The sequence below is a fragment of the Streptomyces sp. NPDC058295 genome (assembly GCF_042880655.1).
In the GTDB taxonomy this organism is placed as follows: domain Bacteria; phylum Actinomycetota; class Actinomycetes; order Streptomycetales; family Streptomycetaceae; genus Streptomyces; species Streptomyces coriariae.
This window is the reverse complement of sequence record NZ_JBHVYO010000071.1, coordinates 1-12,734: the sequence shown is the minus strand read 5'-3', so window position 1 is coordinate 12,734 and position 12,734 is coordinate 1. Positions and strand designations below refer to the sequence as shown.

Annotated in this window: 16 protein-coding genes and 1 pseudogene; 10 read left to right on the top strand and 7 right to left on the bottom strand. The window is 72.3% G+C overall.

Annotation, left to right across the window (positions count from 1 at the left end; translation table 11 throughout):
• The first annotated feature begins 127 nt into the window (after positions 1 to 127).
• Both ACFVYS_RS40550 and ACFVYS_RS40545 read left to right on the top strand, forming a co-directional pair.
• Complete coding sequence (locus ACFVYS_RS40550) at positions 128 to 316, top strand: hypothetical protein (RefSeq protein ID WP_389510461.1); 189 nt, start codon at positions 128 to 130, stop codon at positions 314 to 316.
• 108 nt (positions 317 to 424) lie between these two features.
• Positions 425 to 1,324, top strand: a complete 900-nt coding sequence (locus ACFVYS_RS40545; protein ID WP_389510460.1) for a hypothetical protein — start codon at positions 425 to 427, stop codon at positions 1,322 to 1,324.
• Between the two features lie 439 nt (positions 1,325 to 1,763).
• Here the strand turns inward: ACFVYS_RS40545 and ACFVYS_RS40540 are convergent, their stop codons facing one another.
• Together ACFVYS_RS40540 and ACFVYS_RS40535 are read right to left on the bottom strand one after the other, a co-directional pair.
• Complete coding sequence (locus ACFVYS_RS40540; RefSeq protein WP_389510458.1) at positions 1,764 to 2,144, bottom strand: hypothetical protein; 381 nt, start codon at positions 2,142 to 2,144, stop codon at positions 1,764 to 1,766.
• Positions 2,141 to 2,398 carry a hypothetical protein gene (locus ACFVYS_RS40535; RefSeq protein ID WP_389510456.1) on the bottom strand — a complete coding sequence of 86 codons (258 nt, stop codon included), beginning with the start codon at positions 2,396 to 2,398 and terminating at the stop codon, positions 2,141 to 2,143. The genes ACFVYS_RS40540 and ACFVYS_RS40535 overlap by 4 nt, the downstream gene beginning before the upstream one ends.
• 161 nt (positions 2,399 to 2,559) lie before the next feature.
• Between ACFVYS_RS40535 and ACFVYS_RS40530 the strand changes: the two genes are divergently transcribed.
• Both ACFVYS_RS40530 and ACFVYS_RS40525 read left to right on the top strand, forming a co-directional pair.
• The gene (locus ACFVYS_RS40530) at positions 2,560 to 2,844 is read left to right on the top strand and encodes a hypothetical protein (protein ID WP_389510454.1); all 285 of its coding nucleotides are present in this window, start codon (positions 2,560 to 2,562) and stop codon (positions 2,842 to 2,844) included.
• A gap of 119 nt (positions 2,845 to 2,963) precedes the next feature.
• Positions 2,964 to 3,311, top strand: coding sequence for a hypothetical protein (locus ACFVYS_RS40525; protein WP_389510453.1), 348 nt, complete (start codon positions 2,964 to 2,966; stop codon positions 3,309 to 3,311).
• A 37-nt stretch (positions 3,312 to 3,348) separates the two neighbouring features.
• Here the strand turns inward: ACFVYS_RS40525 and ACFVYS_RS40520 are convergent, their stop codons facing one another.
• Entirely contained in the window at positions 3,349 to 4,143 is a 795-nt protein-coding gene (locus ACFVYS_RS40520; RefSeq protein WP_389510452.1) for a YqjF family protein, read from the bottom strand.
• Between the two features lie 162 nt (positions 4,144 to 4,305).
• Between ACFVYS_RS40520 and ACFVYS_RS40515 the strand changes: the two genes are divergently transcribed.
• Both ACFVYS_RS40515 and ACFVYS_RS40510 read left to right on the top strand, forming a co-directional pair.
• On the top strand, positions 4,306 to 4,713 hold the full coding sequence (locus ACFVYS_RS40515) for a hypothetical protein (protein WP_389510450.1): 408 nt from the start codon (positions 4,306 to 4,308) through the stop codon (positions 4,711 to 4,713).
• A gap of 196 nt (positions 4,714 to 4,909) precedes the next feature.
• Positions 4,910 to 5,437, top strand: coding sequence for a hypothetical protein (locus ACFVYS_RS40510; protein ID WP_389510448.1), 528 nt, complete (start codon positions 4,910 to 4,912; stop codon positions 5,435 to 5,437).
• A gap of 16 nt (positions 5,438 to 5,453) precedes the next feature.
• Here ACFVYS_RS40510 and ACFVYS_RS40505 read toward each other — a convergent pair whose 3' ends face one another.
• The 3 genes from ACFVYS_RS40505 to ACFVYS_RS40495 form a co-directional block, all read right to left on the bottom strand.
• Positions 5,454 to 6,017, bottom strand: coding sequence for a hemerythrin domain-containing protein (locus ACFVYS_RS40505; RefSeq protein ID WP_389510446.1), 564 nt, complete (start codon positions 6,015 to 6,017; stop codon positions 5,454 to 5,456).
• 94 nt (positions 6,018 to 6,111) lie between these two features.
• Positions 6,112 to 7,257 carry an RNA polymerase sigma factor gene (locus ACFVYS_RS40500; RefSeq protein WP_389510493.1) on the bottom strand — a complete coding sequence of 382 codons (1,146 nt, stop codon included), beginning with the start codon at positions 7,255 to 7,257 and terminating at the stop codon, positions 6,112 to 6,114.
• Positions 7,254 to 7,673 carry a YciI family protein gene (locus ACFVYS_RS40495; protein WP_389510444.1) on the bottom strand — a complete coding sequence of 140 codons (420 nt, stop codon included), beginning with the start codon at positions 7,671 to 7,673 and terminating at the stop codon, positions 7,254 to 7,256. The genes ACFVYS_RS40500 and ACFVYS_RS40495 overlap by 4 nt, the downstream gene beginning before the upstream one ends.
• A gap of 276 nt (positions 7,674 to 7,949) precedes the next feature.
• Here ACFVYS_RS40495 and dhaK point away from each other — a divergent pair, with 276 nt between their 5' ends.
• From dhaK to ACFVYS_RS40480, 3 genes are read left to right on the top strand one after another with little or no spacing between them, the layout of a single operon-like run.
• Positions 7,950 to 8,942, top strand: coding sequence for a dihydroxyacetone kinase subunit DhaK (gene dhaK, locus ACFVYS_RS40490; RefSeq protein WP_389510442.1), 993 nt, complete (start codon positions 7,950 to 7,952; stop codon positions 8,940 to 8,942).
• Positions 8,943 to 8,994: 52 nt separating this feature from the next.
• The gene (gene dhaL, locus ACFVYS_RS40485) at positions 8,995 to 9,606 is read left to right on the top strand and encodes a dihydroxyacetone kinase subunit DhaL (RefSeq protein WP_389510491.1); all 612 of its coding nucleotides are present in this window, start codon (positions 8,995 to 8,997) and stop codon (positions 9,604 to 9,606) included.
• A 7-nt stretch (positions 9,607 to 9,613) separates the two neighbouring features.
• Complete coding sequence (locus ACFVYS_RS40480; protein WP_389510440.1) at positions 9,614 to 10,024, top strand: PTS-dependent dihydroxyacetone kinase phosphotransferase subunit DhaM; 411 nt, start codon at positions 9,614 to 9,616, stop codon at positions 10,022 to 10,024.
• Between the two features lie 641 nt (positions 10,025 to 10,665).
• Here ACFVYS_RS40480 and ACFVYS_RS40475 read toward each other — a convergent pair.
• Positions 10,666 to 11,364: pseudogene (locus ACFVYS_RS40475) on the bottom strand (glycoside hydrolase family 75 protein); the annotation flags it as partial.
• Between the two features lie 393 nt (positions 11,365 to 11,757).
• Between ACFVYS_RS40475 and ACFVYS_RS40470 the strand changes: the two are divergent.
• Positions 11,758 to 12,732 (top strand): fibronectin type III domain-containing protein, encoded by a 975-nt coding sequence (locus ACFVYS_RS40470; RefSeq protein WP_389510438.1) that lies wholly within the window; start codon positions 11,758 to 11,760, stop codon positions 12,730 to 12,732.
• The last annotated feature ends 2 nt before the right edge of the window (positions 12,733 to 12,734 follow it).

Here is a 12,734-nt window from a genome sequence, read left to right as displayed (position 1 = left end):
TCGCAACGCATCCACCTGGGAAACGCCGTGTGAGACTCACAGGGGAACTGGGCGGCGTCAAAAGTTCAAGCTCCACCTTTGGTACAACTCGGGCCAGGGTGGAGCTTTCCGCAATATCGGTTACAGCGTGTACGACTTCAACGCACTGCGCCCCGGCGACGGGCACGCACATGCATTGAAGTACTGCCTCTTCGGGGCGAGTTCCCCCTGGCCGGGCTCGGGTCAGAACATCAAGAACAACGCAGCGTCCGGCGAGAACACGCACTCCAAGTACAGGGCGCGAATCTACAACTACAGCGGCTACAAGAAGCCGTAGCAAACCATGGGCGCCTACCAGTAAATGGGCAGGTTCAAGACGGTCTACAAAGAGAACGCGTCGTTCGCCTGGATCCAGCCGTAGGCCAGCGGGCAGAAGGAGACTCAAGTGAATCCCAAGGGAAAGTCCCTCAAGGTCGCGCTGCCACTGGCCGCTGCCACCGCCGTGTGCACTGTCGCGGTCGTCGGCGCGATGTCTGACCAAGATTCATCTCATCACCAGGAGAAGGCTGCTGACGCGAAGGTGGCCGCCCCGCCTGCCGAGGCGGCAGTGGGGGATCCGAGCAATCCGGCCACCTGGCGGTTACCCATCGAGGCCTACATGCCGGACCCGTCCGCTGCCCGGACCATCACGAATGTGCGCGACGACCTGATAGACGCGTGCATGAGCAAGGCGGGCTTCAAGGACTGGACGCCCGCCCCTGACCTGCCCAACATCGATGGTGAGAGCTTCACGGACGGCCGTTACGGGATTTCCGACGCCGAGCAGGTTGCCCAGTGGGGTTATCACCGCGATCCGGCGTTGATGAAGTCCTACGACGACGCGATGTTCGACGGTGCGGTAGACGAATCCGGAGCAGACGAGGCGCAAGTGCGCCAGTGTGTCCAAGAGGCCGACGGGAGCGTTACGGCGGTCCAGACGGACCCGCTCGTGGAGCAGATCGACATCGAGGGCTTTAAGGCGTCGCTGACGGACCCCACGGTCAAGGACGTGTTCGCCAAGTGGTCGGCCTGCATGAAGGCCAAGGGCTACAACTACGTCGATCCCCCCGACGCGCAGGGAGACCCGAATTTCACCGATCCCGAAAACATCACTCCCGAAGAGATCACCACCGCGAAGGCCGACCTCGCATGCCGTGGCCAGTACCCGGTGGCCAAGACCTGGTTCGACACCGAAGTGAAACTGCAACAGGACGCGATCACCGAGAACCAGGACGCCCTGGACGGCATCCGCACCACGAACCAAGCGCAGGCCGCAAAGGCCAACAAGCTCGCCTCACCCCGGTGACTCAAGTCTGCGCCGCGCTGAGGTGACGACAGCGTCGTCCGTTCCCCTCAAGTGTGGTGCTACAGAGCGCCAGATCCTTGTGCGGGGCGACCGCCGTCCCACCCTCCCGAGCTGCGCACACACTACGGGCCCGGCGCAGGGCCTCCGTGCGGATGACTTCCGCATCGCGGGGGCGCTGCGCGCGGGCTGTCGGCCCGAGGGCCGGGCCCATACAAGCGGGCCGGCAGCAACGAAGACGTTGTGTGCGGCCCGGCGGGCACTTGGCCACACCATCGCCGTCCAGCTCGGCCGCCACCCGCTTCCGCAGCCGGCGGACCCGACGCGCGCCAGGGGTTGGCGGGGCCTGGTCACCGCCGGGCGCGGTCACCTGCGCGCCACCCGATGAAGACTGCGGGTCCCGCCGGAATCCGGCGGGGCTCGCAGACGTCTGCTGCTGCGTTCAGGGCGTGAGGTCCAGAACGCGGACCGGTTCACCTGCCCACCGGTGCGGGGCAGTGGTCGCGATGATCGCGCCGTCCGGACGGTCCGGGGTCGGCTGCGCCGCGTACTGGCTGTGTGCCGCGGCCCAGGTCTCCTGCCGTGCGACCGCCAGGGCGGCAGCCAGGTCCAGATCGAGGACGGTGACGCCGGGAAGGGAAGCCAGGTGCTCGGCCGTGCCAGGCCGGGTGCGATCGGCTTCCACTAACGCGCACGCCGGGGCGTACAGGAACCAGCCCGATTCGGCATGGGCGCGGTGGATCAGACGGGAAGCAAGGACGTTGCCCTGGCCGCCTGCGGCCATCGCGGTGTCGTCCAGGACGATGTGCACAGCGTCGCTCACCGGCTGGCCACCTGGGCCAGGCGCCGGTCCAGCTCGCTGTCCAGGTCCTGCTCCTCGCCAGCGGTCGGCGCGTAGCCGTTCCACTCCTTCAACGCGGCCAGTGCCTTCTCCGCCCGCTCGGCACGCTCGGCCGGAGTCAGCAGCGTCTCAGCGAGACGGGCAAGATACGCGCGCAGCGACAGACCCTCAGCGGCAGCTATAGCGGCCAGCCGGTCCTTGGCTTCCTCGGGGATACGGACGTTGGCATCGGGCATCGTCGTGCTCCTTCCCATCCCGCAAGGATACGGGTACGTACCCGTACCCGTCATGCGACTGATTCCAGTCACAACCCTGTTGTCTGGCTGAATCCAGTGCAATGCTGTGACGGCGGTGATCCTCCAACCCCCGTGGAGGCCCCACCTCTGGCCCCGCCCGCGTGCTGTCACCTGGGCGGGGCCGCGCCGTCCCTCCCGGCCCTCCCCACGGGAGGGCCGACGCCTGCCAGAACGGCCCTCGGCCCGCCACGGACCGACTCCAACATCGATTCGCGCATGGATGCCACCCCCGCTCCGGCCTGCTCCAGGGAGCCGAGGCGTACCTGCTCAGCGTCGCGACTCGCAAGGGCACCGACCTCGAGTTCGCCGTCATGCTGCGTACGGTCATCCAGGAGTGGGACGAGCAGCACCGCGGCACCGGCGCCCCGCAGCCGGCCACCGCCTGAATCCGGCTCCTCCCCCGCCGCACGCTGGCTGATCATCCCGCTGACACGGCCTCAACCCCCGTGGCAGGGTGCGGTGATCGGATCAGCAGACGGCAGGGGGCTCCCGTGGAAGCATGGATGTGGAACGGCTTGGTCGGGTCGCGAAGGAGACGTACACCGCCTCGCTGGGCAAGGGGGTCGTGCCGCGCCCGCTCATGATGCCGCTGGTGCGCGGCGAGCTGGTCGGGCTGATCTGGGTCCGCCCGCTCAAGGTCGGCCAGGACGCGCTCGCCGGGATCGCGGAGCTCGCGAACATCGCCGCCGCGGTCGCCTGGCTCGCCGACACGCTCGCCTCCTTCGGCGCCGCGCCGGAGCCGGGACACCTGGTGCTGCCCGGCACGATGACCGGGGCGCCCTTCGTCGAGGCCGGTCGGCATGTCGAGGTGCGCCTCGGCGGACTCGGCGCGGTGTCGGTGACGTTCGTCTGATCGGCGACACACGGGCTCGGCCGCGAACCCGGTGCGGTCAGGGGGTCGGGATGCCCGCCGGACGGTGGGGCCGGGCCGGACGGTCGAAGCGGGCCGGGACGCCCGGTGAGTACAGGACGCTCACCGGTTCCCCCACCGGCTCCGGCAGGCCCGCCGCCGTCACCAGGTCCTCCTCGCACGCCACGAGCTCGGCCCGGTGCAGCGGCCAGCGCGGATGGGCGTTCGGCAGGTACATCGACCGGCCGAAGAAGGCACTGTGCATGCCCCAGCGTGCGGTCAGGAAGTGCTCCAACGGGGTGGGTTCCCCGATCCGTTCACCCACCCGTACGGTGAGCCGGCTGCTCGCCCCGCGCGGGCCGGGCCAGCGGCGGCGGCTGGTGTACGTGACGGTGTCGGCGTGGGCGTCGGCGTCGATCGCCATACGGGACCACACGTAGGGCATCCGGAACCCGATCCGGCCCACCGCGACCGGCAGCAGCCGGGAGGCGTCGAGCGACCGGAAGACCACGCCCCGCCGCCCGTGCGCGTCCACCGAGTAGAGGCGGACGTTCGTCTCGGGGAAGGACCCCAGGTAGGGAACGCCCGGGAGACGCAACCAGCCGACGCGATGCATCCGGAACGCGACCAGCCCGACGTAGGTCACGCCGTCCAGCGTGTCCGGGACGGTCCCCGGCGGCAGCAGCCCGGCCACGTCGGCAGGGTCCGCGGCCCAGTGCACGAAGGTGAGGTCGAGCCAGGACTGGGTGAGAAGGGGCCTCGCTATCGCGTCCGGCGCGTCGGGCGTTATCGGATGCGGGGGAACCAGGGCCTGGGGCTGCGGTGTCGACGGCACGGCGCCAGTATCACAGAGCGCAGGTCCGCCCGACCGTCGTGGGCCTGCCAGGACAGGACGGGGGGCGGACCGGCGGGGCGGGAAGCGATCGGGGGCAGGGGCGGACACGGGGTGTCCCGCGGGCGATCAGCCGATGTCAGTGGCGGCTGCGATGCTTTCGGCATGACCCCTTGGAACCTGCTGGTCATCGACGAAGCGCTGCGCGCCAGTTGGGCGGCCGACACCTGCTCCCCGGACGACGTCGCCCGCGCCGGGTGGCAGCCCGCCAATCCGGCGTGGGGCCACTGTGACATCACGGCCTTGATCGTGAACGACATCTTCGGCGGCGACCTCATGCTCGGGGAGGTCCGCCTCGGCGGGGAAGCGCAGGGATTCCACTGGTGGAACCGGCTGCCCGGCGGTGTGGAACTCGACCTGACCCGCGAGCAGTTCCGAGAAGGCCAGACCGTGACCGCGGCCCGTGCCGTCACCCGCCCGCCGGGGCCTCTGCCCCGGCGCCGGGAGGAGTATCTCCTCCTGCGTGGACGCGTCATCGAGCACCTCGGCCACCTCCCCGAGCCTGCCGTCTGACCGAGCGGGGACCGCCCTTCCACCTTCAGGGGGCAGACAGCCGCCAGAGGGCAGGCAGCCGGCCTGGGTGGGCGCCGGCCGGTGCTGTGGCCGATGCCACGTCCGGGGTGGGGGCTGGGCCATGTCGTCCGGTGCGGGTCGCGGGCTACGGTTTGCGGAACTCCCCGCACTCCCCGCGCACACCCCGGACGGCTCCGTGCTCGCAGACCTCTCCCCCGTCATCGCCGCCACCACCGAATGGCTGACCCGCGCCTACCCGGCGAGCGGCGGCGCGCTCGCCTCCGCCCTGTGCGAGGCCCAGGCCCGGCAGGCGGTGACGGTCGCTGCCTGGCTGCGCTATCCGACCGCCACGGACGCCGCGCTGCTCGGCATCGCGGGCCCGGGCGGCTCGGCCCGGCTGGACCGGATCAGCGGCGCGGACGCGGACACTGACCGGGACGCGGACGACTCGGCCTGGCGGAGCTGGGTGGACGAGGTGGTGGCGAGCTGGGCGGCCTGTCTGCTCGCCGATCCGGGACTGGCCGCGGGCGCGGTGGCCGGGCTCGCCGGGGGCGACCACGTCCGTGGGGCGGCGCCGGACTTCCGGCGTCTGGTCACACCCGACGGGCGCGACCGGCAGGCGGCGGCGCTGCTGCGCCACCCCGACCTCATCGCCTCCGTGGCCGGCCTGCACCACACACAGCTCCTCGGCCGCCTCGGCCGGGGCCAAGCGCTCATCGCCTGACGGCCACGAGGCAGACTCAGTCGGCCTTGCCGCGGCCGGTCAGCGCGTCGCGCATGCGGTCGATCATCCCGACGCCCGGGGCCAGCATCTTGTTCGCCGGGGGCTTGTCCGGGGCCGCCGGGTGCGGACGGGTCGGGGCCGTCTTCTTCGCCTTGCGGACCTTGTCGCCGAGGTCGTCGAGGGTGTCCGCCGGACACACCGCGCGCAGCCTCGGGAACAGGTTCTGCTCCTCGTCGGCCACATGCTCGCGGATCTCGCGCATGAGCATGCCGACGATCCGGTCGAACTCGGGATCGTCCGCCTGACAGCCCTCCAGGTCCTTCATGAGCTGTTCGGCCCGCGCGTGGTCCTCGAGTTCCTTGTCGGCCAGGGCCTCGCCGCCGGGTACGTGCTCACGCACCGCCGGGTAGAGGTACGCCTCCTCGGCCACCGAATGCCGGACCAGCTCCATCGTGGCCCGGTCCGCGTACAGCTTGCGGTCCTTGGCACCGGACGGCAGCGCCTCGATCCGGCCGAAGAACTCCTCGACCTCGTGGTGATCGGTCACCAGCTCGTCGATCACGTTCCCACCATGGCCCATGTCCCACACCTCCAGCCTGGCACGACGGCTCCGGACCGGAGTCGCCACGCCCCGAGTGCCCGACATCGACAGGTCGACACGATCCCCGGGCCCGTCAGCGGGAGCGGCGGGCGTTCAGCCGGGCGGCCTGGCGGGTCAGGTGGTCGCGCTCGGCGAGGTCGGGTGCCTTCCGAGCGGCCTCGACGTACAGCCGCGCCGCCGTCGTCAGGTCGCCGTCGCGTTCGTGGAGGTACGCCGCCACCGCGGTGTGGCGGGGCAGCGAGTCGTCCAGCGCCGCCAGTGCCGCCAGCCCGGCGCGCGGCCCGTCGGCCTCACCGACGGCCACCGCGCGGTTGAGCCGCACCACCGGGTTGTCGGTCAGGCCCGCCAGTTCGTCGTACCACTCGACGATCTGCACCCAGTCGGTCTCCCCTGCGGTGGGCGCGTCGGCGTGCAGCGCCGCGATCGCGGCCTGGGCCTGGAACTCGCCCAGCCGGTCGCGGGCGAGCGCCGCCTGGAGGATCACGACGCCCTCGGCGATCGCCCGGGTGTCCCACCGGTCGCGGTCCTGCTCGGCGAGCGGCACCAGGCTGCCGTCGGGCGCGGTCCGGGCGGCGCGCCGGGCGTGGTGCAGCAGCATGAGGGCGAGCAGCCCCGCCACCTCGGGGTGGTCGATCGCCGCCGCGAGCTGCCGGGTGAGCCGGATGGCCTCCGCGGCGAGGTCGACGTCGCCGGAGTAGCCCTCGTTGAAGACCAGGTAGAGGACGCGCAGCACGGTGGCGACGTCGCCGGGCTGGTCGAACCGCACGCCGGAGACGGTGCGCTTGGCCCGGCTGATGCGCTGCGCCATGGTCGCCTCGGGCACCAGGTAGGCCTGCGCGATCTGGCGGGTGGTCAGCCCGCCGACGGCGCGCAGCGTGAGCGCGACCGCGGACGACGGCGTCAGCGACGGATGGGCGCACAGGAAGTAGAGCTGGAGCGTGTCGTCCGCCGCGGGCGCGGGGCCGGGCGCCGGTTCCTCGTCCACGACGTCCTCGCGTCGGCGGCGGGCGGTGTCCGCCCGGGTCGCATCGAGGAAGCGGCGCCAGGCCACGGTGATCAGCCAGCCCTTCGCATCCCGCGGCGGGTCGGCCGGCCACACGCGGACCGCCTCGACCAGCGCGTCCTGCACGGCGTCCTCGGCCGCCGCGAAGTCGGCTCCGCGGCGGACGAGGACCCCGAGCACGCTGGGTGTGAGGCTCCGGATCAGGACCTCGTTCATTTCAGAAGGCACTCGGTGACCGTGGGGTGCGCGCTCAGGAACGGACGCAGCTCCAGCCACTCGTGGATCGGCTCCCCGCCCTTGCCGGGCGCGGCCGACAGTTCCCCGGCCAGCTCGACGGCGCGCTCGTGGCTGTCGACGTCGATCACCATCCAGCCGGCGATGAGGTCCTTGGTCTCGGCGAACGGGCCGTCGGTGACCGGCGGGCGGCCCTCGCCGTCGTACCGGACGAATGTCCCCTCGGGGGCGAGCGCCTTGCTGTCGACGAACTCTCCGGTCTGCTCGAGCCGGGCGGCGAAGTCGTTCATGTACTGCACGTGGGCCGAGATCTCCTCCGGCGTCCACTGGTCCATCGGCACGTCGTTGACAGCGGCCGGGGCGCCTCGGTAGTGCTTGAGCAGCAGGTACTTGGCCATCGCGGTTCTCCTCGGTACTGGTGCGGCCCCATTCTGGCCGCGTTCACCACGGGGACGCAGCCGGGCACGGGATCTCGACATCACCGGCGAAAGTCTTTTTCGGTTCCCGTGGACGACCCCGGTGGGGGCCGGCCCCCACCGCCGGCATCTGGTAGCCGCCCCGGATATCGGGGATGCTCGAAGGGAACGCGGAACACGCCCGATCCTGGGATCGAGACACTGACCTGAGGAAATGGGGGTCAGAGGCTCCTTTGTCAGTCTCATCAGGAGGTACCCATGAAGATGCTGATCAACGTTGCGGAGACCGTGGTCGCGGACGCGCTGCGTGGCATGGCGGCCGCCCATCCCGAGCTGACCGTCGACGTCGAGAACCGGGTGGTCGTACGGCGGGACGCTCCGGTGGCGGGCAAGGTGGCGCTGGTGTCCGGCGGCGGCTCGGGGCACGAGCCGTTGCACGGCGGGTTCGTCGGGCCCGGAATGCTCTCGGCGGCCTGCCCGGGTGAGGTGTTCACCTCCCCGGTGCCGGATCAGATGGTGCGTGCCGCGGCGGCTGTCGACAGCGGGGCGGGCGTGCTGTTCATCGTCAAGAACTACACGGGCGATGTGCTCAACTTCGACATGGCCGCCGAGTTGGCCGAGGACGAGGGCATCCAGATCGCGAAGGTCCTGGTCGACGACGACGTCGCCGTGACCGACAGTCTCTACACGGCCGGGCGGCGCGGCACGGGCGCGACCCTGTTCGTGGAGAAGATCGCGGGGGCGGCCGCCGAGGAGGGGCAGCCGCTGGAGCGGGTCGAGGCGCTCGCCCGCCAGGTCAACGAGAACTCCCGCAGCTTCGGCGTGGCGCTCAGCGCGTGCACCACACCGGCCAAGGGCAGCCCGACCTTCGATCTGCCGGCCGGCGAGCTGGAGCTGGGCGTCGGCATCCACGGGGAGCCCGGGCGGGAGCGGCGGGCGATGATGACGTCCGGCGAGATCGCCGACTTCGCGATCCACGCGATCCTGGACGACATGACGCCCCGCAATCCCGTGCTCCTCCTGGTCAACGGCATGGGCGCGACACCCCTGCTGGAGCTGTACGGCTTCAACGCCGAGGTGCACCGGCTGCTGGCCCAGCGCGGGGTGGTGGTCGCCCGTACGCTCGTGGGCAACTACGTGACGTCCCTCGACATGGCCGGCGCCTCGGTGACCCTGTGCCAGGTGGACGATGAGCTGCTGCGGCTGTGGGACGCGCCGGTGAAGACCGCCGGGCTGCGCTGGGGTGTCTGAGGCAGGGACAGGGAAAGGCGCTCCGACCGTACCGACCATGCAAGGAGATCCCGTGCTCGACGCCGACTTCTTCCGCCGTTGGATGACCGCGACCGCCGCGTCCGTCGACCGCGAGGCGGACCGGCTCACGGCCCTCGACTCACCCATCGGGGACGCGGATCACGGCAGCAACCTCCGGCGTGGCTTCACCGCGGTGAGCGCGGCGCTGGAGAAGGAGGCACCCGAGACGCCGGGCGCTGTGCTGGTGCTCGCGGGGCGCCAGCTGATCTCGACGGTGGGCGGGGCCTCGGGGCCCCTGTACGGCACGCTGCTGCGCCGGACCGGGAAGGCGCTCGGGGACGCGGCCGAGGTGGACGAGGAGCGGTTCGCCGAGGCGCTGCGAGCCGGGGTGGACGCGGTGATGCAGCTCGGCGGTGCCTCGCCCGGCGACAAGACAATGATCGACGCGCTGGTGCCGGCCGTCGACGCCCTCCCCGAGGGTTTCGGCGCCGCCCGGGCCGCCGCCGAGCAGGGCGCCGAGGCGACGACGCCGCTCCAGGCCCGCAAGGGCCGGGCCAGCTATCTCGGCGAACGCAGCATCGGGCACCAGGATCCGGGCGCCACCTCGGCGGCGCTGCTCGTCGCCGCCCTGGCCGACACCGGCGCCGACGCGGGCGGGAAGTGAGGCTGCGATGAGCGACGAAAAACTGGTGGGCATCGTGCTGGTGTCGCACAGCGCGCAGGTCGCGTCGGCGGTGGCCGAGCTGGCGCTGGGCCTGGTGGGCGGCGGTCTGCCCGTACCGGTCGCCGCGGCGGGCGGTACGGCGGGCGGCGGGCTGGGCACGAGCGCCGAGCTGGTCACCGCCGCTGCCGCCTCGGTGGACCGGGGCGCCGGGGTCGCGGTCCTCGTCGACCTGGGCAGCGCCGTCCTCACGGTCAAGGCCCTGCTCGCGGAGGGCGACGAACTGCCCGACACCGCACGGCTGGTGGACGCCCCGTTCGTCGAGGGCGCGGTGGCCGCGGTGGTGACGGCGGCGACCGGTGCCGACCTGGACTCGGTGGAGGCGGCGGCCGTCGAGGCGTACGGCTACCGGAAGGTGTGACGCGCTCGGCCGGCGTGCGACTCCGGGTCAGGTGAGTGACATCAACGGGGTGATCCTGCCGGTCGACGACGGCTGGTCGGCGGTCTGACGCCCGGGAGCGCGGGGTGCGGTGCGCGAGGATCCGTCACACCCGCCCGGTCACCTCACGGGTGGCGGGACCCGCCCACCGGACGACCACTCGGCCATCCGCCTCGACCGTCCGGCCACCGGCGCCCGCCTCGCCCCGGGCCGACGGCCCATCGAGGCGGTCACCGCACGGGCTCCGCACCGGGCGCATGCGCCCGCCGTCCGCCGGGCGTGACAGGAGGGGCGGTCCGGCCCGCACGGCCGGACCGGACCGCCGCCTACGCGCCCTCCTCGTCGCCTTCGTCGCCGTCTCCCTCAACCGTCCCGCCCGTCTCGTCCGTCTCGGCGTCCAGGTCCTCCGTGCCGTCGGTTTCGTCGGTGTCGTCCGACGATGCCTCCGGCGCAGCCTGGTCCTCCTGGCCTTCAGGCTCTGCGGTGGTGGCTCCGCCTGCGCGGCCCTCGCTTCCGGCACCCCTCCGCCACGCCACACCGCCCTCGCCCTGCGACGGCTCCGCGAGACCGCCCGGCGCCCACTCGTCCGCTTCCTCCGCCGGTGGAAGGGGCTGTTCCTTCGTGCCGCGCACGAAGAGCCGCGCCAGCCGCTCCCCCACCTCCACCGCCGAGGCATGGCTTTCGATGGGGGTGGCCCTGGAGTCCTTGAAGACGATGTACGTGACGCCGGAGGGGGTGCCGCCGCCGCGCGGGTCGGGACGGATGCCGAGCGCCTTGGCGGTGGCGTACGACGCCTCGCCGATGATCCCGCTCGGGCCCGTGTCGCCGACGACCGCGTACTGCACTCGGTCCTGGTAGACGACGGCCGCGACCGAGCCCCCGCGCACCCCGTGGTCCCGGTGGTCCCAGATGGCGCTCACCCCGGGCACCACGATGTAGGGCAGTGTCTCGGCGCTCAGATAGCGACCGTCGGACTGCTGATAGGCCGTCGCGTCGGAGAACAGCGGATCGGTGCGGCTGTTGCACTCGGGGCCCGCGCGGCCGTCGCAGTCGATGTCCATGTCGGCCGTCCAGAACACCGCCTCGTCGGTGCCGCAGACCGGGACGGTGGCCGCCGCGCCCTCGTCCGGGCGGTAGCGGCCGCGCGAGACCTGGGCGCAGTCGCGGACCCGGGCCAGCAGGTCGGCGGCGCGGACCGAGCCCTCCTGCCGGGACACCGGAGCCCCGAGGGCGCCCGAGGACGGATGCGGGACGGCGGGTGAGGTGGTCGGGGCCAGCAGGGCAAGGCCGGCCGCGGCCAGCGTCAGCGACTGGACGCGCACGATACGGACCCTCTCGTGGGGGCATTGACGGACACCCGGAACAATCTGGTGTCGATCACGCCCGGGGGCCAGCCCGAAGGGGCCGTACGGAGCACGAGGAGCATCCTCGAGGGGTCCGACGGGGCGACAGAGGGCCGGAGGCCCGGACACCGTTTCGACTCCGGGCCCCGGGCCACTTTGCCGACGCGGGTTCAGCGACGACAGCGGTCCGCACCACCGGCTTGAACTCACGAGCGCTCAGGGCGAGTTCGAGCCGGGAGGAACTTCAGCATACGTAACCTCCGGAAGCGGTCGACGCCGGCGGTCCCGCCCCTCCGCCCTCTTGATGTGTGCGCGCCACCACGCCATATTGGTCCGGACCATTGCCACCGTGCCGGGCCGGGAGGCGAAGCCGTGCGACGCGTTGTGCTGTGGGTCGTGGCGTGCGGCCCGGTGGCGGCCCTGTGCTGCGGGTGCGCGGGCGGGGACCGGGACGACGGACGGGCGCCGGGTGCCCCGACCGGGGTCACCGCGGAGGCCGGGAGCGCGACGAGTGTGCACGTCATGTGGAACGCGGTCGCCGCGGATCCCGCCGTCAGCGCCTACGAGGTGTACCGCGGTTCCGAGAAGGTCCGGGAGGTGCCAGGCTCCGCGCACATGCTGGACGTCGTCCGCCTCTCGCCGTCGACCACGTACGTGTTCACCGTGCGGGCCCGCGACCGCGACGGGCGGCTCGGTCCGCGCAGCCGGGAGGTGCGGGCCACCACACCGGCGGCCGCCGCCGCTGACCGCTCACCCCCGACCCCGCCGGGGGCCGTGACCGGCCGGGCGGCCGGAAGCCGGGCCGTCCAGCTGTCCTGGACGCCGGCCACGGACGACCGGAAGGTGGTGTCCTACGACGTCTACCAGGGCGGCGTGCGGATCCACAGTGTCGGCGGGGGCCAGACGGCGACGGTCGTCACGGGACTGCGTCCCGGCGCGCGCTACTCATTCACGGTCCGGGCCCGGGACGCGGCCGACAACGTCTCGCCCGCCGGTGCGCCCGTGCGCCTGACCACCGGGCCGGGTGACGACGAGGGGGCGCAGACCGCGCCGGCCGACTTCCGGGCGAGCGCCCGCCTTGCCGACGGGTCGTACTACCTCGACCTGTCGTGGGTGCCGCCCCGGGTGGACGGTGTGGTCACGGAGTACCAGATCCAGCTCGACGGGCGGCCTGCCACCTCGCTGGTGTGGGGCGGGACCCCGCCGCGGGGAAGGTCGACGTACAGCTTCTACGTGGGGCGGGAGGCGGGGACCGGACACCGGGTGCGGCTGCGGGCCCGGCTGCCGGACGGCACATGGGGCGCCTTCTCGGTGGAGCGGACGGTGACGACGGGCGCGCGGCGGTGAGC